This window comes from Serratia sp. EC4 (genome assembly GCF_059652115.1).
This window is the reverse complement of record NZ_JBNIDE010000001.1, coordinates 59,299-83,002: the sequence shown is the minus strand read 5'-3', so window position 1 is coordinate 83,002 and position 23,704 is coordinate 59,299. Positions and strand designations below refer to the sequence as shown.

General features: G+C 56.7%; 16 protein-coding genes. 12 read left to right on the top strand and 4 right to left on the bottom strand.

All coding sequences use genetic code 11. The features are described from left to right. The first annotated feature begins 32 nt into the window (after positions 1 to 32). From ACP39K_RS00385 to ACP39K_RS00355, 7 genes are all read left to right on the top strand, one after another. On the top strand, positions 33 to 1,559 hold the full coding sequence (locus ACP39K_RS00385) for a hypothetical protein (protein ID WP_050072187.1): 1,527 nt from the start codon (positions 33 to 35) through the stop codon (positions 1,557 to 1,559). An 18-nt stretch (positions 1,560 to 1,577) separates the two neighbouring features. Then, positions 1,578 to 2,027 carry a toxin-activating lysine-acyltransferase gene (locus ACP39K_RS00380; RefSeq protein ID WP_025302733.1) on the top strand — a complete coding sequence of 150 codons (450 nt, stop codon included), beginning with the start codon at positions 1,578 to 1,580 and terminating at the stop codon, positions 2,025 to 2,027. Between the two features lie 17 nt (positions 2,028 to 2,044). Then, positions 2,045 to 5,851 carry an AMP-binding protein gene (locus tag ACP39K_RS00375; RefSeq protein ID WP_089184574.1) on the top strand — a complete coding sequence of 1,269 codons (3,807 nt, stop codon included), beginning with the start codon at positions 2,045 to 2,047 and terminating at the stop codon, positions 5,849 to 5,851. After that, positions 5,851 to 9,996, top strand: a complete 4,146-nt coding sequence (locus ACP39K_RS00370; RefSeq protein ID WP_497008208.1) for a non-ribosomal peptide synthetase — start codon at positions 5,851 to 5,853, stop codon at positions 9,994 to 9,996. Before ACP39K_RS00375 ends, ACP39K_RS00370 begins: the two co-directional genes overlap by 1 nt. A gap of 244 nt (positions 9,997 to 10,240) precedes the next feature. Continuing rightward, positions 10,241 to 10,501 (top strand): hypothetical protein, encoded by a 261-nt coding sequence (locus tag ACP39K_RS00365; protein ID WP_016927848.1) that lies wholly within the window; start codon positions 10,241 to 10,243, stop codon positions 10,499 to 10,501. A gap of 24 nt (positions 10,502 to 10,525) precedes the next feature. Continuing rightward, positions 10,526 to 10,693: a hypothetical protein gene (locus ACP39K_RS00360; protein ID WP_016927849.1), complete on the top strand. Its 168-nt coding sequence runs from the start codon at positions 10,526 to 10,528 to the stop codon at positions 10,691 to 10,693. Between the two features lie 42 nt (positions 10,694 to 10,735). Next, positions 10,736 to 11,023, top strand: a complete 288-nt coding sequence (locus ACP39K_RS00355) for a hypothetical protein (protein ID WP_025302730.1) — start codon at positions 10,736 to 10,738, stop codon at positions 11,021 to 11,023. Between the two features lie 186 nt (positions 11,024 to 11,209). On the opposite strand, the gene ACP39K_RS00350 is transcribed toward ACP39K_RS00355, so the two are convergent. From ACP39K_RS00350 to ACP39K_RS00340, 3 genes are all read right to left on the bottom strand, one after another. Then, positions 11,210 to 13,309, bottom strand: coding sequence for a peptidase domain-containing ABC transporter (locus ACP39K_RS00350; protein ID WP_089184572.1), 2,100 nt, complete (start codon positions 13,307 to 13,309; stop codon positions 11,210 to 11,212). After that, a complete protein-coding gene (locus ACP39K_RS00345; protein WP_016927851.1) occupies positions 13,302 to 14,588 on the bottom strand; it encodes an HlyD family secretion protein in 1,287 nt (428 codons plus the stop codon). Before ACP39K_RS00345 ends, ACP39K_RS00350 begins: the two co-directional genes overlap by 8 nt. A gap of 437 nt (positions 14,589 to 15,025) precedes the next feature. Next, a complete protein-coding gene (locus tag ACP39K_RS00340; RefSeq protein ID WP_089184571.1) occupies positions 15,026 to 15,940 on the bottom strand; it encodes a LysR family transcriptional regulator in 915 nt (304 codons plus the stop codon). Positions 15,941 to 16,043: 103 nt separating this feature from the next. Between ACP39K_RS00340 and ACP39K_RS00335 the strand changes: the two genes are divergently transcribed. After that, positions 16,044 to 17,210: an MFS transporter gene (locus tag ACP39K_RS00335; protein WP_089184570.1), complete on the top strand. Its 1,167-nt coding sequence runs from the start codon at positions 16,044 to 16,046 to the stop codon at positions 17,208 to 17,210. Here the strand turns inward: ACP39K_RS00335 and guaD are convergent. Beyond that, positions 17,192 to 18,508: a guanine deaminase gene (gene guaD / locus ACP39K_RS00330; RefSeq protein ID WP_197788535.1), complete on the bottom strand. Its 1,317-nt coding sequence runs from the start codon at positions 18,506 to 18,508 to the stop codon at positions 17,192 to 17,194. The two genes, ACP39K_RS00335 and guaD, sit on opposite strands and share 19 nt — an antisense overlap. A gap of 428 nt (positions 18,509 to 18,936) precedes the next feature. Here guaD and fecI point away from each other — a divergent pair, with 428 nt between their 5' ends. The 4 genes from fecI (at position 18,937) to ACP39K_RS00310 (ending at position 23,601) form a co-directional block, all read left to right on the top strand. Then, positions 18,937 to 19,461 (top strand): ferric citrate uptake sigma factor FecI, encoded by a 525-nt coding sequence (fecI, locus tag ACP39K_RS00325; protein ID WP_033640439.1) that lies wholly within the window; start codon positions 18,937 to 18,939, stop codon positions 19,459 to 19,461. Further along, positions 19,458 to 20,414: a ferric citrate uptake sigma factor regulator FecR gene (fecR, locus tag ACP39K_RS00320; protein WP_161544678.1), complete on the top strand. Its 957-nt coding sequence runs from the start codon at positions 19,458 to 19,460 to the stop codon at positions 20,412 to 20,414. The genes fecI and fecR overlap by 4 nt, the downstream gene beginning before the upstream one ends. Before the next feature lie 114 nt (positions 20,415 to 20,528). Continuing rightward, the gene (gene fecA / locus ACP39K_RS00315; RefSeq protein WP_497008207.1) at positions 20,529 to 22,880 is read left to right on the top strand and encodes a TonB-dependent Fe(3+) dicitrate receptor FecA; all 2,352 of its coding nucleotides are present in this window, start codon (positions 20,529 to 20,531) and stop codon (positions 22,878 to 22,880) included. A 199-nt stretch (positions 22,881 to 23,079) separates the two neighbouring features. Next, a complete protein-coding gene (locus tag ACP39K_RS00310; protein WP_004938571.1) occupies positions 23,080 to 23,601 on the top strand; it encodes a GNAT family N-acetyltransferase in 522 nt (173 codons plus the stop codon). Positions 23,602 to 23,704: the final 103 nt, after the last annotated feature.

Sequence of the window (23,704 nt, the reverse complement as noted above, 5' to 3'; positions counted from 1 at the left end):
TACTCTGCACCAATAAAAATAACGATTAAAAAATGACAAAGCTCGCCATGCTTCACGAAAGCTTGATCCCTTTCGTCGCAAAAAAGACAGGTTCTCAATTACTCTGGCACAATGCATTAAGCCCTGCCGAACAAGACGAACTGAAAAAAGAGACCAGCTATCTCATCGAAGAAAATAATCGCCATGCTATTTTTGATGACGGCACGCCGCGCTTAAACGATGAAAAAGTCTTTTTCGCCGAACGTTATGGCGGCGGCGCTATTTCGCGCAACGGCGGCGGAGCACGCTGTGGCTTTGATGGGCGTTGGCAGGTTAAAGGTATTGGGGCTAATGCGTTAGTCGGTCAAGGGGCAAAGCATGTCGATGGCGAGTTGACGATGACCGGCGCAGTATTGGAGGCATTATGGGGGAACGTCATGGCCAAACTGCTGCCTTACGGTGCCGTGCCCAATAAGGCGATCTTGTTGACCGATAGCCCCTTAGCCGCCATCTCTCCTGAATCGGCGAGAAGTCCCCATAACCGCAAGGCGTTGCTGGTGCGTGAGCCCGTCGTGCGCCCTGCACATTTTTGCCGCGCACCCTACTATCATCCTCATGATGCGATGCAAAGGCAGCCTTCGGATATTCAGCGGGTCGAAAAGCTGATTGTCGCCGCACCGGCTTTTCTGCCTCGTCCCCCGGAGTTTGACGCCGCAAGCTGGTTGGCATTGCCCCAGGAAGAACAAGCATTCTACGGGCTCTGCGAGCTTGCCCGGCGTCTCGCGACGCAGATCGCGTACTGCCGCACCCGGCATTTGGTGATGATGACCTCACCCTCCAATTGCGATATGGCCGGCAGGCTGCTGGACTTTCATGGTGTTCGCAGTGTTTTTCCCGCAGAACGTCGCGATCCCGGACGCAGCTACATTCAACACAACAAGCTCAATGAAGACGCCCCTTTGTTGCTGAGAGGCTTGCAAGATCTCGCTTTTTATTTAGCCAAGCATCAATTCGGCCCGGCATTTCTCGCGGCAGCGCACCAAGGCATCGGTGCGGCCTTCAACATAGCCTATAAACGAGCCTGCCTGCTGGATAATCTCGGTATGGCGGGTTTTGACCCTGCATTTTTACAACGCCTGCCTCTCACCGCCGAGTGGTTCGCCTTAGGCGAACGCTTGCAAAAAATGTTCGATTTGGCTCCCGGCGTCTTTACCCGTCGACAAGGTCTTGGCCTGGGGAATGCTCATCCGGCGATTGCCCTGTTGCACCGGCTCATCGACGCGCCCGTAAGGGTTCCCGCCGAACAACAGGGTACGACCGCGGAGGAGAGATTTTCTCTGGCGTTCCGTCGGTTATACGCGCAATACCTTCAGGAAACATCAGCAGCTCAAACCTCCGCCGGATTACAACTGGCGATGAAGCAGACCGTCACCAGAAGGTTGGGTTCCCGCACGTTCATGCGCCGTGAAGTGATTTTTCAAGAAATTGCCGGCTGGCGCGGCGAAGTCAGCGAGATCACTGAACAATTGCAAACCTATCTCGACCGTTTCGAGCGCCAGGCGATCAACGTATTACAATAATAACGCTGAGGATATTTCGTGAGTTTTATCAAAGAAAACCAGCAGGGTAAAAGTAGGTTCAGTCAATACGAGAGCCTGGGCTTCGCCGTTAACTGTATGTTGATGAATAAAAATTACAGTTTGTACCATATAAAAACGTTGCAGCTATGGACTCAGGAAGCGATTAATCAAAACCAATTTAAAATATTATTCGACCATTTGGATAACCCGATAGGGTATATAACCTGGGCCTACCTGAGAGATGAGACGCTGAGTCGATTTATTAACGATCCGCAGTTTCTTCTCCATAACTCAGAATGGGATGAGGGCGGCACGCTGTGTATTTTAGATTTTTGCTGCAAGCCAGGCAGCGCGCATTTATGTTTGGAACACCTTAAAAGAGTTCACCCCATCGTAGAACGCCGCACGGTTGTGTGGCGCTCCCGCCGAACGGGCAGACTGATGACTGTAAAAAATAAAGAAAAATAATTGTCAGGGATGAGGCAATGAGCAAACATCAATTACTGGATTCACAGGCAGGATTTTACTATGGCACCAAGATCGGCGATGACAAATCGAGCTATAATATCGCGGAATATGTCGAAATAAATCACACTCTCGATATCGCAAGAATGAAACGTGCTATTCATCGTGTCGTCAGCCAAACCCCTACGCTGCACGTTCTGTTTGATGAGGATAACGGCACGCCTTATCAATATCCCGTCACCGCCAATATCTCAGTGGAATGGGTAGATCTTTCGCAGAGCGGCAACGATATGGCCACCGCTATCGAATTAATGGAAGCGGATGCTAAGCGCCCCTTCTCGCTGAACGCGGCGCCGTTATTCAGACAAAAAATCATCAGGCTGGGTGAGAAACGCTTTCTGTGGTATTTCTGCAGCCACCATCTGCTGCTTGATGGTTACGGCACTTATTTGCTGATCCATCAAGTGGCGCAGGCCTACCGAGACCAGACACAACAACCGCAAGACGTACCGGCGATCGATGCCTTGCTCAGGGCTGAATCTGAGTATAAACAGTCAGCCGCCTATCAAGCAGACCGACATTTTTGGCAAGCGGCCAGCGCCTCACTGCCAGACCCGATGACATTAGCCTGCGCCAATATTCCCTCGGGACAGACCATCCGCCATGTGACGTCGTTGCCCTATCCTGTCGAGCGCCTTGCGCTGCAAACCGAACATCCTTCTTGGCTGGCGCGCACTTTTGTAGCGGTGATGGCGTATTTGTACTTATGTACCGGCGAGAAGCAGCAAACGATCGGCGTTCCTATGATGGCGCGAACAGACGCCCTGTCGAGGCAGGCGCTAACCTGCAAGACCAACGTTGTTCCTTTGACTCTCGATATTGAAGACACCGCCTCATGCCGACAGTTGGCGCAAACCATTGAACACGCGCTCAAGCAACTCAAGAAACATCAAGCGTTTCGTTACGAAGAGATAAAAAGTCTGAGGAGCGTCGCCAGCCGCTCGCCGTTGTTCAACATCGTGGTCAATATCATTCCCTTTGAAGCGGCAGCCTCATTCTCTCCCGCTCAGCGTAGTGAAATCCGTAACTTACGCTCAGGAGGCGCGCAGGATCTGGTCTTCAACATGCGTCCCGATCTCGATAACCAAACGCTGCGGCTGGAGATCGATGCCGACTCAGGGCTTTACGATGCGGCCAGTCTGGTGCGGCACAGCCAGGGGATACAGACCTTGTGCACCTTGCTGTACGACGATCCGGAAAATCTTTCCGTCGCGGCATTGCGACAACGTTTCCCGCTCTCGCTGCTGGGTAAAACAGCCAACGACACCGTGGTCGATATCATGCAGCGTATCGATCGTGCCGCCGTTCAAGCGCCGCAACGCACGGCGATCCTCACGCCTGAACACGCTTCGTCATCGCTCAGAACGCTGTCTTATGCCGTTTTGCAGCAGCAGTGGCGTGCGCTGGCCGATGTCCTGGCTCCCGTTCGCGCCGCACATACCGTACTGTTGCTCGACTTGCCGCAAGGGCCGGAGGCCATCATCTGCATGCTTGCTGCGTTGCAATTGAAAATGCCCTTCGTCAACCTGAATGCCAAAGGGGATGGAGCGGCTTACCGTCAACTGCTTGAACAGTTTAGCGACGCTATCCTGATTACCGATCGCACGCGTCCCTCCGTTCATTCCGAGCCTGGCGCATTGGCGCATTGGCGCGCATCGACACTCAATATGCCGACGGATTTCGCACACTTCACCGTGTTTCGCCGGCAAACATCGACTGAAGCGCCGGCGTTCCCGGTCGGAACCAGCTATATCATGTTTACCTCCGGTTCGACGGGAATGCCTAAAGGCGTGATAGGCGCCCGACATGCTCTCAACGTTTTTGTCGATGCGGCGATAAAATGCTATGGCATTCAACCGCACGAACGCGTGTTGCAATTTGCGCCCTTGCATTTCGATGCCTGCATCGAAGAAATTTTCATGACGCTGGGGGCCGGCGCCCACCTGTGTATCGCCCCCGAGACCGTCAAGCACAGCTTTGCCGCTTTCTTCACATTCTGCGACGATCATCAAATCAGCCTGTTGGATCTGCCGACCGCCTACTTTAATGAAATGCTGTTCGCCTCCGGCGGTGAACAGACGCTACCGCCGGCCGTCACTACCGTTATCATCGGCGGCGAAAGCCTTTCACCGCGAGCCAAAGAACGCTGGTTCGCGCACTATCCCAAAGGCAGGAAGTTATTCAACTCCTACGGCCCAACCGAAACAACCGTGGTGGCGACGGCCGCAGAAATCAAAAACGATGGCGCCGCCGTGACGATAGGCACACCGCTGGATGGTATATATACGGCGATCGTCGGCGAGGATCTCAGGCCGTTGCCGCTCGGCTGCAGCGGCGAATTACTGATAGCCGGAGCGACCGTCGGCCTGGGATATTGGCAACAGCCAACGCTGAGCGCGGAAAAGTTCGTCACCCTTGAGGCCAACGGCCATCTCATGCCCGCCTTTCGTACCGGCGATATCGCCTGCCAGCGCCAAGATGGGCAGTTGGTGTTCCTTGGCCGCAAAATTCGTGAAGCGAAAATCGCCGGGCAGCGCGTCAATATGGGTGAGATAGAAAGCTGTCTGGCCCGCTTGCCCTCCATTGTCGAGATTGCCGTACTGGCCAAAAGCGGCGACGCGGGAACGGAACTGTACGCGCATTATCACAGCCGGCAGCCGCTCAGTGAGGCAATGCGCCGCACACTGTACGGCGAATTGCCCAATGCCCATATTCCTCAGCGCTTCGTGCATCATCCAACGCCGCTGGTCAAACTGGCTAACGGCAAGATTGATTATCGCACCCTGGAGAGACAATCCCGGATGCCTGAACCCACACGGGAGTTGCGTTCGACGACATTCAACACCCTAGTGCATGAAGTTTGGCTGGCGACGCTGGGCAGTGACGATGGCGACTTCTTCACGCTCGGCGGCGAGTCCCTGCAGGCCATAAAAATCATTAACGTGCTTAACGCCCACTGTCGGTTGGATCTGAACCTGAGCGACATTCTTGAACATCCAAGACTTGCCGATTTCTGCCGACACCTGACGCAGTTGGCCCATGCACGCTATGGTCTGGATCCGCAGCATCTGGACATCCGTTGCGCTATCGGCCGCTGTCTATCAACCGAGGCGCCGACCAGCAGCAGGCTGTTTATTCAATCTCCCGAAGGCACAGATGAACGGCTTTTATTGGCCGCCCTCGCCGACAAACGCGGTGTGGACATTCTGTCACCGCAGGCGCTGCCGTTGCCTGCTGAATGGTCGCTGAACGCGGCCATATTCAACGTACCGAACGAAGCCACTCAATATGCCAGTTGGCTTGATGCACTTTCGGCCCTGCTGCACACCCTGCCCGGTCGAGTTAACCACATGATCTTTATGCATGATACGGCCGGCGGAGCCAGACTCACGCAAGGCCTGCTACGCGATTTCCGGCATGAGCGGCTACTGTTGCTGCATAAAGTCGATGCGCGCCGCCAAGCCGTCGACGCCGGTGTTACAGAGTTGATAGCCCTCTCTGCGCGGCTGGGTTATTTCCCGCACATTCGGTTCGATACGGCCAATGAGCGATTGAACGGCTGCGTACTGAGGATCTTCGGTTTCGATGATGGCGAGAATATCGACCATCGCGCCGCCTTCACAATGGCGCAGCGGAGAAACCCGGGAGTGCAGTTGTGTAGCTTAGCGCATTGGCTGAATTTGATTTCCGCCCACAGCGACAAACGCCCGAATAAAAGCGGTCGAACAGCGAAAACTATCGACGTCAACATGGAAGGAGCGCACTGATGAGCGTCATCGGCTTGATCAATCTGATGGAAATGGCGAAACAGGGAGCAAAATTCGGCGAACTGTCGCCTCGACGCCAAACCATCGAGCATGTTGACGCCGCCGCACTCAGTGCGGTGCAGGAAGACATTACCGCATTTTTATCTGTCTGTACGCCGGACAATTCAGAGCGGCACACCGGCGAGAAGCCTTGTTACACCGTCAATCACTACGCGGGGCAATACCTGTGGCTGTATGAAAACTTCACCAAGAACAGCCCGCTGTATAACATTCCGATCGCTAAAGAGATCCTGGGGCCCTTTGAACCCGAGCGTTTGCTCGCCGCGTTGAAAAAACTGCTCAAGCGGCACGGTGCGCTTTGCGGCCGCTACCGGCTAGACGGTGAAGCCATCACCGTTGACATCGTGCATCCTGATGAAACCATTTTCGAACACAGCCTCGAGGACATCAGCAGGCTGAACAGTGAAGAGCAGCAAGAAAATATGCTGGCGGCGCTTAACGCCCAGTGTACGATTCCGTTTGACCTCGCGGCTGAGTATCCCCTGCGCTGCCGGATCTTGAGAAAGAGCGCGCAGCACCACTATCTATTCTTGACCTTCCACCATTGCGTGGTCGACGGCTGGACGGCCAATTTGCTGGTGGATGAACTGAGCCGTGACTATCAAGCGTACGAAGAGCATTGGCATTATGACAACGGCCAGGCGTTTTTCCGCTATCTTGAAGACCCTTTCCTCGCCGTCGCCAATGTCGATGACAGCATGGCGTTTTGGCGCGATGAACTGGATGGTGCGCCGGAAAAACACGCGCTTGAATACGATATCGCCATCACCGCGGCAGGCAAAACACAGAATATCGTCAGAACATCGCTGACGAACGAACTGGAGCCGGCCCTGGCCCAGTTAGCCAAACATAACGGTACGACGCTGTTTACGCTGTTGCACTCCGCCTTCGCGTTACTGATTGCCAGAGAATCGGCGACGGATCGCGTGGTCATCGGTAGCCCGATCGCCAACAGGAATGAGCCGACGTTAAACGACGCCGTTGGCAGCTTCGTCAACACGATCGCTCACCAATTTATCATCACTGGCGACGACAGTTTCACCGCGCTGCTGCAAAAGAACGCCAATAAATTTGCGCGCGCTTTCAAACATCAGGGATTGCCCTTCTCTTACCTGGTTGAACAACTCAAGCCCACGCGCGGCAAGTTCCACCCCATTTTTCAAATCATGTTCGTCTGCCAACATCGCAAAAGCAACGAGCTAAATCTTGGCGGTGCGCAGGTTAACACCCTGCCAAGAGGTTATGCGCCGCCCAAGTTTGATCTGGTTCTGGAAGTAATTTCCGGCGCAGAAGGCATTCAGTTGGAGTGGCAATACAACGCCAAGCTGTTTACGCCGGAGCGTATTAACGGATTGGCGCAAGCTTACGCATTGCTGTTGCAGCAAATTGCCTGCGATCCTTCGCGGGCCGTCGACCACTATTCGCTGGCGCCAATGGCCGATAACCGGCAATTGCGGCAGCTCTCCGTCGGGCAGGCGATGCCGGCCTGCTTGCGGCAACCTCTTTCCGATCGGCTGTTACGCGCTGCCCACCAGCATGGGGATCGCCCGGCGTTGTTCGAGGGAGATCAGGTGTGGCATTACGATCGGCTATTGCGGCACGCCGGCCTCGTGGCGCATTGGCTGAACGCCCATACCGCCCCAGGCGCGCTCATCGCCATCGATCTTCCACGCGGCGCTCATCAAGCTATTGCGGCGCTCGGCGTGATCCTCGCCGGACGCGCCTACTTGCCGTTGGCCGAAGGATTACCGGATGCCCGCGTAGCGGCCATTATGCGAATATCGGGTTGCGCCTGGGTTGTGAGCAATCGGGTTCACCATCGCGCCCGCTATCCGCAGACAACCCGCGTTCAGGATCTGGAGGCGCTGTTTTCTCCCCCTGTCACAGGCGCAGCAACCTTCCCACCAGGCGAAGCGGAAGCACTCGCCTATGTCATTTATACATCGGGGACGACAGGCACGCCAAAAGGCGTGGCGATGGAACACGGCGCCGTCACCAATACCTTGCTGACCATGAATCAACTGTTTAACGTTTCACATCGTGACAACGTATTGGCGCTCGCCGACCTGGCCTTCGATTTATCGGTCTATGACCTGTTCGGCAGTTGGCTAGCCGGCGCATCGGTAACCGTGTTATCGCCGCACGACGCTAAAGAGCCGTCAGCATGGCTACATGCGATACGCCAGCGGAAAATCAGCATCTGGAACTCGGTTCCCGCCATCTTGCAAATGCTGGTGCAATACTGCGCACAAGAAAACATCCTGTCGCTGCCTCAACTGCGGCATATCTGGCTGAGCGGCGATCGTATCTCTCCGCGGCTGATCGCCGAAGCACATCGGCTTTGCCCCAACGCCACCATCACCAGCCTTGGCGGTGCCACCGAAGGGGCAATATGGTCAATTTATCATCCGCTTACACGAGATACGCACTACAGAAACGCCATCCCCTATGGAACCGCATTGCCGAATCAAAGCATGTGGGTGTTGAATGAAAAACTCGAGCCGTGCGGTTTCGGCGTTACCGGCGACATTTATATCGGTGGCGGTGGCGTTGCCCGCGAGTATTGGCGCGATAGGCAAACCACCGCCGGCAGCTTTGTTCTTCTCCCAACCACCGGAGAACGCGTGTACCGCACCGGCGATCGTGGCCGTTGGCATCGCAGCGGTTACATCGAATTTCTCGGCCGCGAAGACCAACAGGTGAAACTGCAGGGTTTTCGCGTCGAATTGGGTGACGTCGAATTCGCGCTCAAAAGCAGCGAACTGGTCGCTGAAGCGTGCGTCGTCTGTCGCGATGAAACCCGGAACGGCACACCGTATCTGGAAGCCTATTTCACATTGACCGAGGCGGGGAAAGCCAGCGTCCAGGCGGAGCAAAGAATACGCGAGCAGGTTACGGCCGCATTGCCCGCGTATATGGCGCCATCCCACTATCATCTTATTGAACGTTTCCCGCTTTCACGCAACGGCAAATTGGATCGCACCTTGCTATCGCCAGGCACCGAACGGAGTCAGGCCAGCGATGTTGTTCCCGCCGCGTCCGCGGAACTCATGCTGCTACGTGAGTTGTTGGCGGATACGTTAGGCTGTGCTCCAGACAAGATCGACCCCTATGCCAGCTTCTTCAGCAATGGCGGCAGCTCGCTTTCCGGCATCACGTTTTTGGGTAACATCAAACGTGCCCTTAATGTGGAATTAACCCTGGCGGAAATCCTTGGCTACTCACAGCTCGATAAACTTGCCGAGCGTCTGCGCGATAACGCGCCCCTGCCGTTATCGATGTTGTCCGGCGCAGCCGATCGCCCCTCTCTGCCCACCTTGTATTTGGTGCATGGTGCCGGTGGCCAGGTGCATCAATATGCAAAGTGGACAAAACAACTTTCCGCCTGCGCCAACATCATCACCATCGCCAGCCCGGGGTTGGCCGCGCCAGGCGCAGACGACACACTCACCCTGCAGCGATTGGCCGCCTCCCATTTGGCGGCCATACCGCGTGCCAAACGCGACACTGCCGTTATCGCCGGCTGGTCATTGGGCGGCCAATTAGCTGTCCATATGGCGGCGCAGGCTACGGAACAAGGCGCGCCCTTTGCGCATGCGGTGCTTGTCGACAGCGGTTTGCCCGCCCAGCAACCTTCAGTGAATCGAGGTTTCAGCGTGGCGCAAAGTTACCTCAGCCTGTTCGACTCTCTCGGTATTGCGCGCCATTTGTGTCGGCATCAAGAAACGAATGCGATAGACAGTTTCGCCAACGAGATAAAAATGCACTATGCGCTGAATCAGAGCGTGCTTGCGGAGAAGATCACGCTGGAACATGCCGAAGCCTTTTGTTGGGCGCTGAAAAAATCCTTTGATCTGACGAATAACGCCGGCCCTCTGCCACAGATAGCGATACCGCTGACGCTTTGGCTCAGCCAGCAACGTCAGCGTAAACACCCCAATCTTGCACAACGCTGGGAGAAGCAATCCTCTCATGACGTTCAACTCAATTATTGTGCAGAAACGCATTACAGCATTTTAAACAACGCTCAACTTCTTCAAGCGCTGACGCGGATGCTGCGCGCGTTGTCCACATCATTGGAATAACGCGAGAAGATACCCCTGGCCAATCAAACCTCACGAGGCACTGATGAAATTACCCAGCAGTTGGATTTTTTTGTTCTGCTTTTACTACACATTCATGGATATTTTTTATTCGTTATTTTTTTCCGAAGACAGGAGGTTTACCAGCACAATCATTCAATCCTTTATCTTTTCAACCTTGCTAGTGGCATTTTTCTGGTATCGGAAAACTGCAAAAACCAAAAACCAATAATATAAGGAAGTCGTTATGAGAGAACTTACGATTAATGAAGTGAACTTTATCGCAGCCGCTGGGGATTTCAGCTATGCGGAACTGGGCGGGGCCGTCGCTGCCGGCGCTGTTGGTGGAGCGATGACCGGCGCCATGGCTGGCGGTGTCGGTGCCGGCCCAGGCGCTGTTGCCGGTGCCGTTATCGGTGGTGCCGCCTATACCGCTGGCAAAATGGTGGAATCCATGTTGGGTGGCAATAAACAAACATCGACGAACAATCCTGCCGACAGTAACTAATACAGGAAGATTCGTGTTCATCATATGAAAAAGTCACTTATTGTATTATTCGCCATTTTAATTGGGCTTGTTGCTGGCACGATTGCGGATTATTTCACCCTCAATCGCTTCTTGAAATACGCCCTTATCGCCGTTGCCGTTATCGGCACGCATAAATTGCTCAATAGCGATCGCGGGCAACGCTCGGCATGATAAACGTGGCTTATTTGAAAATTTAATGATTAAGGAGCAAATATGCGCAATCTTACCTCTGAAGAATGTTCAATCATTTCCGGTGCAGGAGATCGCAGCGGTACATTGACGGTTTCCGCGGAAACTGTCGGCGCAGCGATCGGCGGTGGCATCGGCTCTATCGGTGGCGTGGCGGGCGGCGTTGTCGGCACCATTGTCGGTGGTGCTGTCGGTAACTATGTCACCGGCGATCGTGCCCCCGGCTCTGTTGGCCCATCAGGCATTCCCTGGGGCGGGAGCAACGGCGGCGGTACCATGTGGGGGAACAACAACAATACCGATTCGAACTGATCGTGGCCCTGCAAGCCACACGGCTGACCTCCCCGGTTAACATTGGCTTCAGCGCCTAAAGCGTCATTTCATGCCAGGGTTATCGTTATGATAACCCTTTTTGTCATGGGCCCACCACAGGGTGAGCAACGCGGTTGGCTTAGCGAAATTGTCGAGATGAAGAAGCCAGGTGAAGCGAAGCTGACGTTACCCGAGTTGAATGACTCTATCCGCAGAGGCAATCGTCGATGGACGGTGCGCAATAATCACGCGGGTAATGTTCAGTTGTGAAATAGCGCGGTTAATATGTGTTTCATTGTCGAGATCCAGGTGGCTGGTCGCTTCGTCCATAAACAGAATGCTTGGGCGGCGATAGAGCGCACGGGCTATCAATAAACGCTGTTTCTGTCCGCCAGAAAGGCTTCCCCCCAATTCGCCGATCAATGTTTCGTAGCCCATCGGCATGTTTTGAATATCATCATGCATATTGCAACGCCGTGCGCACGCCTCAATACGTTTCAGATCCATTTCGGCGTCAAATCCTGAAATATTTTCAGCGATAGATCCCGCCAGCAGCTTGTCATCCTGCAGCACGCAAGCGATACATTGGCGATAATTATTAACGCCAATGTTGCTGATATCCATACCATCGACCAGCACGGCCCCTTCATCCGGCGACAGCAACCCACACATTAACTTCATCAATGTGGTTTTACCCACGCCGGAGGGGCCGACAATCGCCACGCTTTCTCCCGCAGCAATGCTGAGATTCAAATCCGTGATAATGGGTTTCGCCAAACGATCATACTGGTAGCGCAGATTCCGCACCTGAAGCTCTGCGGCGTTGCCTTTTGTGAAGAGCTGACGCGCGGGCATTTGCGGTTCCGGTGACGAAAGCACAATGTCCGCCACCCTTTCATTGTGCAAGCTTAACATTCGCAGCTGAAGCATCATGTCAATCAGGCTGCTGGCACGCTCCGAGAACTGCCCACGGTAGGCGTTAAACGCGATAAACATGCCGATCGTCATTTGATTGTCTATGACCAATGTCGCGCCGAGCCAAAGGATGATCACCTGATCGCAGGTGGCAATAAACGCCCCCAAACCGCCAAACATCATGTTTAACTTGGTCAGCTTGATACCCGCATTGATCGTTTCTACGTTTAGATTCAGCCAATACTGTGAACGGGTTTCAGATAATCCCAACGCCTTTAACGTACTGATGCTATATAACGTCTCCATGAAATGAGACCCGGCCCGCGCGCCCTTCACCAACTGCTCTTCCGACAGCTGCCGATAATGTTGATAAGTCGACAGCCTGAGAATGACGTATATCGCCGTAAAGCCGAGCACCACCCAAACTAACCAGCCGCCATAGAGCAGCATCATGACAAATACCCCGACAGACATGATGCCATCAATAATGCTGCTGACGATGCTGGTAGTGAAAGTCGCTCTTATCGTATCCAATGAACCAAAACGGGATTGAATATCACCCAACTTGCGCTTCTCAAAGAAGGAAAGCGGCAATTTCATCAGATGATCAAACACTCCCGCCTTCCATTGCACGTCTATCAACGCACCCATGACTATAGAGATCCACGAGCGCAACATGGATACGCCGGTGCGGAATAAAATAAAGAACAGCAATCCTATGCATATCAGCGCTAAAAGATCATGATCGCCGGCCAAAATCACATGGTCCATGACCAACTGCGTACCAACGGGCAACAGCAGATTAACCGCTTCAATCACGATCGACAGACAGAAGATCTTTAGCAAGGCTCCCTTAAGGCCGCGCACATTGCTCATCAGCTTACGAAAGCGCAATCTGCTTTGCTGTTTGATCGGCTGAAATTCACTGTCTGGCCATAGCTCAAGCGCTACGCCGGTAAAATGCCGCGACAGTTCATGCAACTCCAGCACTTTACGGCCAAAGGCAGGATCATGGATCACCGCCCGCCCTCGGCTGACACTGACAAGCACCACGAAATGCTTCATGTCCCAATGCAGAATACAGGGCATTTTCAACGCTTTAAGCTCATCGATATTCAGCGATAACGCTCTGGATTGCAGCTTGAGTGCGCTCGCGATGTCAATCAACGCGGAGAGCGTCGCCCCGCGTGAAGAAAAGCCGTAGCGGCTGCGCAGATTAAACAGATCGATTTGCAAACCATGGTAATGGCATACCATCGCTAAACTGGCCAGCCCGCATTCCGAGGCTTCAGTTTGCAGGATCTGCGGCACTTTGCGGCGCAGCGACAAATTGAGTTTGCCCTTTAGCGCGTCTAAATAAGATTCAGTCATTGATTGGCCCCATCAGGCTGTTTTTCATATCGTAGAAAGGTGAGAACATCCATTGATATAGAGGCCTTTCTTCCAGAAACAGCGTGGATTGAGCCCGCATGCCGTTAGTGAGCTGCAACGCTTTGCCCTGGTAACTGATATGCGTTTTATCCAGGGAAACGGTTACCTTGTAAAAAGATGCCGTTTGCGCGCTGGGTTGATGCACGGGAGAACTGCTGTAAGTTGACATTTCTTGAATGGAGGCCGGTACATAAGCGATGCTTTCTATTCTGCCGGGAAACTGACCGAACTTCTCATAAGGGAAAGCGTCATAGCGAATGTTAATGCCGTCCCCCGCTGAAACATAAGGCACACTGGTGTTCGGCAACCATAAAACTAGCTGATAAATCGCGCCATTACGTGGAATAATCTGTACCAAGCTGTCACCGCTATTGACCATCTGACCCGGCGTAACGCTGAGAGACTCAATGCGGCCATCGCTTGGGGCGTTCACGATCAATGCGCCGCTGGCATCGGCTTCCGCTAACTGCCGTTGCAAATCATTGCGCTGAAACTGGTACTGCGAAATTTGGTTATCGAAATCTGCCGCGCGCGTAACGATATCACTTTCCAAATTCGTAATTTGCAACGACTCCTGAATGTGTTGACTATGCAGGTTTTGGAACAGACTTTGTTGTTGATAAAATGAATAGGTTTGCCCGCTAAGCTGATCTTTGGTAATCAGACCGCGTTGCTGATATTCCTTATAGGAACGCATGTTGTCCTGAGCAAATGCCACCCCCTCTCGTGCATTATCCAACAGCTGTTTGGACTGCATATGCGCCAATTCATACTGTTTTTTTTGCGCGCGTAGATTTTCCAGCGTCATACGCTTGTTGTCTTGCAACTTTAGAATGATGCTGTCGACATGTTTTAACTGGTTTTCAAGCGCCAGGCGCGTATTGGCGCTCACTTTCCCGTTATCCGTCACTCGGCTGACATCAATCTGATAAAGACGCTGGCCTTTTTTAACCACATCCCCCACTTCGACGAAGCGTTCCGAGATAAAACCCTGTTGGGGCGCAAACACGTTGACTGAGCGGGGGAAGGTGGTGATTTCACCATAAACATTAATGCGGCGTGTATAATGACTGAATATAAGAAAAGAGAGGAAAACAAGAATAAATAAAAACGATAAAAGACCAAAGCACCAGGCAGGCAAGCCGTTTATCAATAAAGCCTTACCCGCCCATTTCGCCCGCTGATGATCCGTGGCTTCCTGTCGAAACAAATCACGCATGACATCCCTTTCCAGAAATAAAATTCAAGCCAGCCTTGGCTCGTAAAATGCGGAAGCATATCGAAAAACAGCAGCAGAGATTAAAACAGATCTGTTGTTTTTAATTAGCGATATCGTAAAGATAATTATTCTCATTATGATATCGGGCGTTCCGAATAAATGCAATGTTTTTTACGCACTTACCCAGCCACATAGCCGTATATCACTATGCATATCGATAAAAAACCAATAAAGAGCCTCCTAATCAAATAACGCTATTCATTCTATCTCTCGCCATATGTAATAGGCAGCGGCGTGACCGCCGGATCGAGCAGCAATGTGGATAAACGCATCAAATCGAAACGCCTCCATGTCCACGGAATAAGGTCTCGGGGAATGGCTCCCTCTGAGTCACCTCCTAGCTTAGGGCAGTTGGCAGTTTGAGCAAAAACAAGTGATTAGACGTGAGCCGCCTCGCCGACCTGCTGTATCAGAAAGGTCAGCAGCGCGCGCGTTTTGGCCGGCAGATAGCGGCGACCGGGGTAAACGGCATACAGCTGCAGCGGCGCCGGCGGCAGTGCCAGCGGCACCTCAACCAAACGGCCATCGGCCAGAAACGGCCGGCAGCCGAGCTCGGAGAGCATGGCGAACCCCACGCCGGCCAAGGCCGCCTTCAGCGCCATCTCCCCGCTATTGACACGATAGCGCGCATTGACCGGGACGGTAACGAACTTGCCGTCCGGGCGGACGAACTGCCACGGCATGCCCTTCAGCGCATCCACCGTGCTGATGCAGGGCAATTGCGTGAATTGTTCAATCTCCGACGACGGCGACCACTGCGCCAGCAGCGCCGGGGCGGCCACCACGATGCAGGGGAAAGACGCCAGCGGCTGCGCGACATAGTCGCTGTCGTCCAGCATGCCCCGGCTGATCATCACCGCCAGATCGACATCGTCAAGCAGCGACGTCATACCCGCCAGGTTGGTTACGCAGCTGATTTCGATCTGCGGATGCTGCAGGGCGAACGCCGCCAGCGGCTCGCCCAACAGGTATGGCCCAACTTCATTGGGCACGCACAGGCGCAGCGGCCCGCGCAGCTGTTGCTGCCGCTCGCTGAGGGTTTGCGCGGTGTGTTCCAGCGACGCCAGCAGCGGCTGGGTGCGTTCATGCAGCAACTGGCCGTTCGGCGTCAGCCGCATCGAGCGGGTGCTGCGTTCGATCAACCGCTGCCCAAGCTGGCGCTCCAACTGAGAGATATAGCGGCTGACGTTGGAGGTTGGCATCGCAAGCGCCCGCGCCGCCCCGACGAAGCTGCCTTGCTCCACCACCGCCACGAAAATGCGTAACAGGTTTAAATCCAATTTATCGCGCATGATTATCCCTGATTTGATAACAAACCATGCCATTTCTACCATCTAATCCCGATCAACGCCAAGCGCTACACTGCCGGCCTGACTCTGCAACCCATGGATGCTTATGACACCCGCGAGAAAGCTGACGGCGATAGCGCTGGTCATCGCCTTTATTCAGTTCACCAATGCCCTGGAATACATGGTATTCAACCCGATATTCATCTACATGGCCGGCGATTTTTCCGTGCCCGTCAGCTTCGCCGGCTATGTCAGCGCGGCCTATACGCTGGCGGCGGTGATTTCCGGCATCGGCGCATTTTTCTGGATCGGCGGCGTTGAGAAACGGCGCTTTCTGATGCTCAACGTCACGCTGCTGGGCGTGACCACCTTATTGATCGCCACAACCCAGCAGTTTTACTGGTTGTTGGCGCTGCGGCTGCTGGCCGGGCTGTTGGGCGGCACTACGATGGGCGTCGGGATCGGCCTGCTGCTCAACGCCGCGCCTGCCGCGCTGCACGGCCGAATGCTGGCGACAGTGATCGCGTCCTTTTCGTTGGTAAGCATTGTCGGCATGCCGGGCATGCTGTACCTGTGCGAAGTGGCAAGCTGGCGCGCCGCGCTGGCGGCTATCGGCGGGCTGTGTCTGCTGGCGGCCGTATTGGTGGCGCTGTTTGTTCCCAAGGATGCGCCGCAGCCACAGGCTGCCGCGCCCGTCACGCTCGATCGCCGGCTGTTGCTGTTCGCCTCCGCCGCCGGCCTGACACAGTTCAGCCCGATGCTGCTGATCCCGGTGCTGGCGCCGCTGCTCACCCAGCGGCTACAGGTGGCAGACGCGCATTTGTCCTGGCTGTTTCTCATCGGCGGCGTGGCCGGCTATCTGGCGACCGTGCTGGCGGGCCGCTGGCTGCAACGCGTTGGCGCCGTGACGCTGACGGTGGGCGCCACGCTGTTGCTGCTGGGCAGCCTGTGGCTGGCGGCGCGCGGTGGCGATCGCGGTGAACTGTTCATGGTCGCGTTTCTCGCGGCGGCCTATGCGCGGCTGGTGGCGATCTCTTCCCTGAGCATGCGCTGGCCGGACAATCGGCAACGCGCCGCCTTCGGCATGCTGCAAACCGCCCTGATACACCTGAGCGCCACGGTGGCCTTCTTGCTCTCCTCCACGCTGCTGAGCGGCGGCCTCACCCCGCTCAGTTTGCAACGTCTGTTATGGCTGTGTGCGCTGAGCGCCGTCGCCGTCGCGCCGCTCAGCATTTGGCTGCAGGCGCGGCTGCGTCAGCGCGACGCCTCATAAACCACCTTACCATTCACATAGGTGCGATAAATGTTACGATCGTCTCCCAGGGTCATCAGTACGAACCCTTGCTCCGCAGACGTGGCGCTGTTGGCGTAGCGCAACTGCTGCAGCGGCGTGACCGCCGGATCGAGCACCACGAAATCCGCCTCTTTGCCGACGTTGAAGTTGCCGATTTTGTCGTCCAGCGACAGCGCGCGGGCGCCGCCCAGGGTGGCGTGGTAGAACGCTTCTACGGCGGAGAGCCGGTAATGCTGCAGCTGGCCGACCTTGTACGCCTCACCCAGCGTGCGCAGCATATTGAAGGTGGTGCCGGCCCCCACATCGGTGCCGATGCCGAGCCTCACCCGCTTGCGCCAGGCCTGCTGCAGGTCAAACAGCCCGCTGCCGAGAAACAGATTGGAGGTGGGGCAAAAGGCGATTGCCGAGCGGGTCTCGCACAGGCAGTCCCACTCCTGCTCCTCCAGATGCAGGCAGTGGGCGAACACGCTTTTATCGCCGGTCATGCCGTAGCGGTGGTAAACGTCCAGATAGCTTTGGCTCTGCGGGAACAGCGCTTTTACCCAGGCCACTTCCTGCGAATTCTCGCTCAGGTGCGTCTGAAGCCAAACGTCGGGATATTCTTCACGCAGCCGCTGCACCTGCGCCAGCAGCGCCGGCGTACTGGTGGGCGCAAAGCGCGGCGTAATGGCGTAACCGAGGCGGCCTTTGCCGTGCCAACGTTCGATCAGTTCGCGCGTCTGGCGGTAACTCTGCGCCGGCGTTTCCAGCAGCGCCTCCGGCGCATGGCGATCCATCATCACCTTGCCGGCGATCAGGCGCATGTTCAGCGCTGCCGCCTGGCTGAACAGCGCATCGACCGACCGCGGATGCACGGTGCCGAACACCAGCGCGGTGGTAGTGCCGTTACTCAGCAACTCCCGCAGAAAGAAGGCCGACATCGCGTCGGCGTGCTGCCCACAGTCGTAACGGCTTTCGGTCGGGAAGGTGTAATTGTTTAACCAGTCCAGCAGTTGATCGCCATAGGCGCCAATCATTTCGGTTTGCGGATAGTGGATGTGGGTGTCGATAAACCCCGGCACGATCAGTTTGTCGCGATACTCCGTGACCGTGAAACCCGGCGGCAGCAGCGCCTCGCCCTGCCGCCAGCTGCCGAACCAGACGATGACACCGTCGTTCAGCAGCAGTAAACCGTCGGGAATATGCCGCAAGCGTTCCTCAAGCTGTTGCGGCGCCTCCACACAGGCTGAGATATCAAAAAAATTGCCACGAATAGCCGTGGTGAATTGCAGTGCCATTATTTTCTTCCTTGTCGCGACCGGCCCACCTCACCCGCGTAATAACCTGCGCCGATGAAACAATGCCTTTGTCGCCCAAACGCCAAGACCGGCTTAAGCATAGCAAGCCGCGTGCCAGCTGACGGCGTAAAATAAATTACCACTTAAAAAAACAAAGTGATATTAATTAACCAAGGGGAGTTGACCGGCAAAAAAGAATAAAGCAAACGTCGCTCTTCGCCGGCAGATCAATAGCAACCGTTTGCCTGCCAAAATAACACCGCGCCGCTGCACCTTGAATGGGCAAGCGAATATCTTCACGGCGCACGGCTTATTTTCAACACCGCGCCTGGGGGTTGAATCTCGGCCTGAGGACAACAACCAAACTTGAAACGATAACTATTCTCAATTATCATCCGCGCATCTTTTTGACCAGCAATGCGAAAATCATGTCCGCCACCGCTTCTGCCCCGCACGCCGCGCTGTCGCGCCTCTACGCCACCCATCACGCCTGGTTGCAGGGATGGCTGCGCCGGCGCTTGGGCTGCGCGTTCGATGCGGACGATGTGGCGCAGGACACCTTTATGCGCCTGCTGAAAGGCGACGCCGCGGCGACCCTGCGCGAGCCGAAAGATTTTCTGGTCACTGTCGCCAAGCGGGTGATGGTCGATCTGTTCCGCCGCAGAACGCTGGAGCGCGCCTATCTGGAGATGCTGGCGCTGATCCCGGAAGGCTACGCCCCGTCGCCGGAGCAGCGCCAGAGCCTGCTGGACAGCCTGCAGCAGATCGACGCCATGCTCGACGGCCTGGGGCCGAAGGTAAAACAGGCCTTTCTGTTGTCGCAGCTCGAAGGCCTGGGCTATGCGGACATCGCCGCGCGCCTCGGCGTTTCGGTCAGCTCGGTTAAAAAATACATGGCCAAAGCCACCGAGCATTGCCTGCTGTTCAGCCTCGAAAACGACGTTTATTCATGAGCAACGCCATCACCCCCGAGCAGCGCCAGGCGCTGAAAATGGCCGCACACTGGTATGCCCTGCTGTGCGACGAGCGCGTCACCGAACGCCAGCGCCAACAGTGGCAAGCCTGGCACCAGCAGCATGACGATCACCGCTGGGCCTGGCAGCGCGTCGAAGCGTTGCAGAGCCAGCTGCAGGGCGTGCCGGGCAAATTCAGCTATCGCGCGCTCGATCGCGCCGGCCGCCAATCCGCGATCGATCGCCGCACCCTGCTGAAAAGCCTGCTGCTGTTGCTCGGCGTGGGCGGCGGCGGCCTCCTTTACCAGTCGCCGCTCGGCCGGGAGCTGCGCGCCGACTACCGCACCGCCACCGGTGAAATCAAACCCATTGTGTTAAGCGACGGCACCCAACTGGTGCTGAACACCGCCAGCGCGGTGGACGTGCATTACGACGATCGTCAACGGCTGATCCGCCTGCACGCCGGGGAAATCAGCCTGGTTACCGGACGCGATCCCCGGCCGCTGTGGGTGCAAAGCCCGCAGGGGGCGATGCGCGCGCTCGGCACCCGTTTTTTGGTGCGCGAGAGCGACGGCGAAACGCGCCTGACAGTGCTGGAGCATGCGGTCGAGGCGCAGCTGGCGCAAAACGCGCAACAACAGCGCCGGGTGAACGCCGGTGAACAGATCAGCTTCAGCGCGACGGCCTTCGGCGACAAACACCCCGCCGTGCAGGAGGACGGCTGGCTGCGCGGCGTGCTGAGCGTCAGCCAGTGGCGGCTGGACCGGGTGATCGCCGAACTGGCGCGCTACCGGCGCGGCCATCTGAGTTGCGATCCGGCCGTTGCCGGCCTGCGCGTCAGCGGCAGTTTCCCGCTCAACGATATCGATCGCGCCCTCGCCCTGCTCAGCCAGACGCTGCCGGTTCGCCTGCAGAGCTTTACCCGCTATTGGCTGCAAATCGTCCCCGCCTGAATTTTTTAAATGAAAATGATAAAAAATCGCATTCTTGATTATCCCTTTTGCTTTGCTCATCCGACTCCCAGGAAAACACTGCAGCAATAAATAAAAAATGATTCAGGAGAAGGTATGAACAACGTTTGGGGAAAGGTCGCTCCGGCTTCGCTTTGGGGAAAACGGGCCACGCCGCTGACCGTGGCCATTGGCCTGGTCTTCGCCGCACCGCTGACGGCGAGCGCCGCCAGCGCCGCTGCCACCTATCACATTCCGGCCGGTGAGCTGGACGGCGCGCTGAACGCTTTCGCCGCTCGCGCCGGCATCGCGCTCTCGGTGGACGGCGCGTTGACCGCAGGCAAACGTTCGCCGGGCCTGAGCGGCAGCTACGGCGTCGATGACGGCCTCAACGCCCTGCTGGCCGGCAGCGGCCTGCAGGCTAAAGCGCTCGGCAATAACGGCTACACGCTGGCCAAACTGCCGCAGCCGCAGAAGGAAGAGGACATCACCGTGGTCGGCGACTGGCTGGCGGAAGGCCGCCAGATCGACGTGTTCGAACACCCCGGCGCGCGCGACGTCGTGCGCCGCGAAGAGTTCGTCAAAACCGGCACCACCACCGTGCGCGAAGCGTTGAACCGCGTGCCGGGCGTGGTGGCGCCGGAGAACAACGGCACCGGCAGCCATGACATGGCGCTGAACTTCGGCATTCGCGGCCTCAACCCGCGCCTCGCCAGCCGCTCCACCGTGTTGATGGACGGCATCCCGGTACCCTTCGCCCCTTACGGCCAGCCGCAGCTGTCGCTGGCGCCAATCTCGCTCGGCAATATGGATGCGATCGACGTGGTGCGCGGCGGCGGCGCGGTGCGCTACGGGCCACAGAGCGTCGGCGGCGTGGTTAACTTCGTCACCCGCGCCATCCCGAAAACCTTCGGCATGGAGGCCGGCATGCAGGGGCAGCTCAGCCCGACCTCGCGCCAGGATCACCCGAAAGGCACCGGCAACCTGATGATCGGCGGCACCGCCGACAACGGCCTCGGCGCGGCGCTGCTCTACTCCGGCACCCGCGGCAGCGACTGGCGCGAGCACAGTGCGACCAAAATCGACGACGTGATGCTGAAAAGCCGTTACGCGCCGAACGAGGTGCACACCTTCAACAGCCTGCTGCAATACTACGAAGGCGAAGCGGAGATGCCGGGCGGCCTGAGCCGGGCGGACTACAACGCCAACCCGTTCCAGTCGACGCGCCCGTACGACAAGTTCTGGGGCCGCCGCCAGTTGGCGAACTTCGGCTACCAGTATCAGCCGGATCGGCAGCACAAGTTCGACGTGCAGAGCTTCTACACCTATACCCTGCGCAGCGGCTATCTGGATCAGGGTAAAAACCTGACGCTGTCGCCGCGCGAATACTGGGTGCGCGGCGTGGAACCGCGCTACAGCCAGAGCTTCCGCTGGGGCGATTCGGCGCATGAGGTCGGCGTCGGCTACCGCTACGTCAGCGAATCCACCCACGAACTGCGCTACACCAGCAAAGCCAGCACCGGCAGGCTGCCGTCCACCGCCAGCCCATACGATCGCGACACCCAGTCCGGCACCGAGGCGCACGCCTTCTATATCGACGATCGCATCGACATCGGCGACTGGACCCTCACGCCGGGCATGCGCTACGAGTACATCAAGTCGTATCAGAACAACTACATCAAGAACAACCGCCTCGACGTCAGCTATAACGCGCCGCTGCCGGCGTTGAACGTGATGTATCACCTGAACGAATACTGGAACCTGTACGCCAACACCGAAGGCTCCTTCGGCACCGTGCAATACAGCCAGATGGGCAAAGCGGTCGACAGCGGCAAGATTGAACCGGAGAAGGCGCGCACCTGGGAGCTGGGCACCCGCTACGCCGGCGATGCGCTGACCGGCGAGATCGGGCTGTTCCTGATCAACTTCAACAACCAGTACGACTCCAACCAGGTGACCGACAGCGTGACCGCGCGCGGCAAAACCCGCCACACCGGGCTGGAAGGCAGCCTGCGTTACGATCTGTCGCAGCTGACGCCGAAACTGGACGACCTGACCGCCTACGCCAGCTACGCCTACGTCAACGCCACCATCCGCGAAGACGGCGGCTACAAGGGCAACCAGGTGCCGTTCTCGCCGAAGCATAAAGGCACCCTGGGGTTGGACTACACGCCGGGCAACTGGGCGTTTAATCTTAACGGCGAGTTCCAGTCCAGCCAGTTCGCCGACAACGCCAACACCGTGGCGGAAAGCGCCGACGGCAGCACCGGCCGCATTCCCGGCTATATGCTGTGGGGCGTGCGCGCCGCCTATGATTTCGGCCCGGAAATGGCCGGTCTGAATCTGGGCGTTGGCGTGAAAAATCTGTTCAACCACGCGTATTTCACCCGCGCCTATGACGACAACAACAAAGGTCTGTACATCGGCCAGCCGCGCACGATCTATCTGCAAGGTTCGGTGAAGTTCTGACCCTCCGCGGCGGGCGCGGTTAACCGTGCCCGCCGTCTTTCCCCTCAACGTGACGACGTCACATAAAGCCGTTCCTCCGCGCCGCCGCAGCGGCGAAAAAGAAGTCGCTTCTGCCGCCAATGCGCGTAATATCAACGATCCGCCCCGATTTACCGGCGCGGATTTTTTGCCGTTATGGCCTGAAAAGCGAGGGAATAAGATGAATCACAATGACCTTTCTCAGTGCCGCGTTGACACCGACCGTTTGTTGATTGCCCCCTTTACCGCAGCAGACGCCGACGATGTTTACCAGGCGATCACCCCCACTCTGACGCGCTTTATGACCTTTGAACCGGAGGCGTCGCCGGAGGATTTCGCCAACGTCTGGCAAGGCTGGCTGCCGTTGATGCGCGAAGGTGAAGAAGTGATCTTCGTCGCCCGTCGGCGCGAAGACCGGCAGTTCGTCGGGGTCGGCGGCGCGCATAATTTGCGCAGCCACACCCCGGAGCTGGGCATCTGGGTAAAAGAGAGCCTGCATGGTCAGGGCTACGGCCGCGAAATCGTGCAGGGCATCGCGCGCTGGGCCAGCGAGCGCTTTCAGCCGCCGCACTTTCTCTACCCGGTGGCCGAGCAGAATACCGCCAGCCGCCGCCTCGTCGAGTCGCTGGGCGGCGTGCTGGCCGGCCGTTGCGAGCGCATCAAGTATGACGCCGTGGTCTACCACCTGCCGCCTCAGCGCTAATCAGCATCGGGCCGCCGGCCCGGTGTGACCTTTTTTGCTTTCCGCCGTGATAACCGCTGCCACTGCCTGCGGGTTTGTGCTAATGATAGAGGCATGTAGGGTA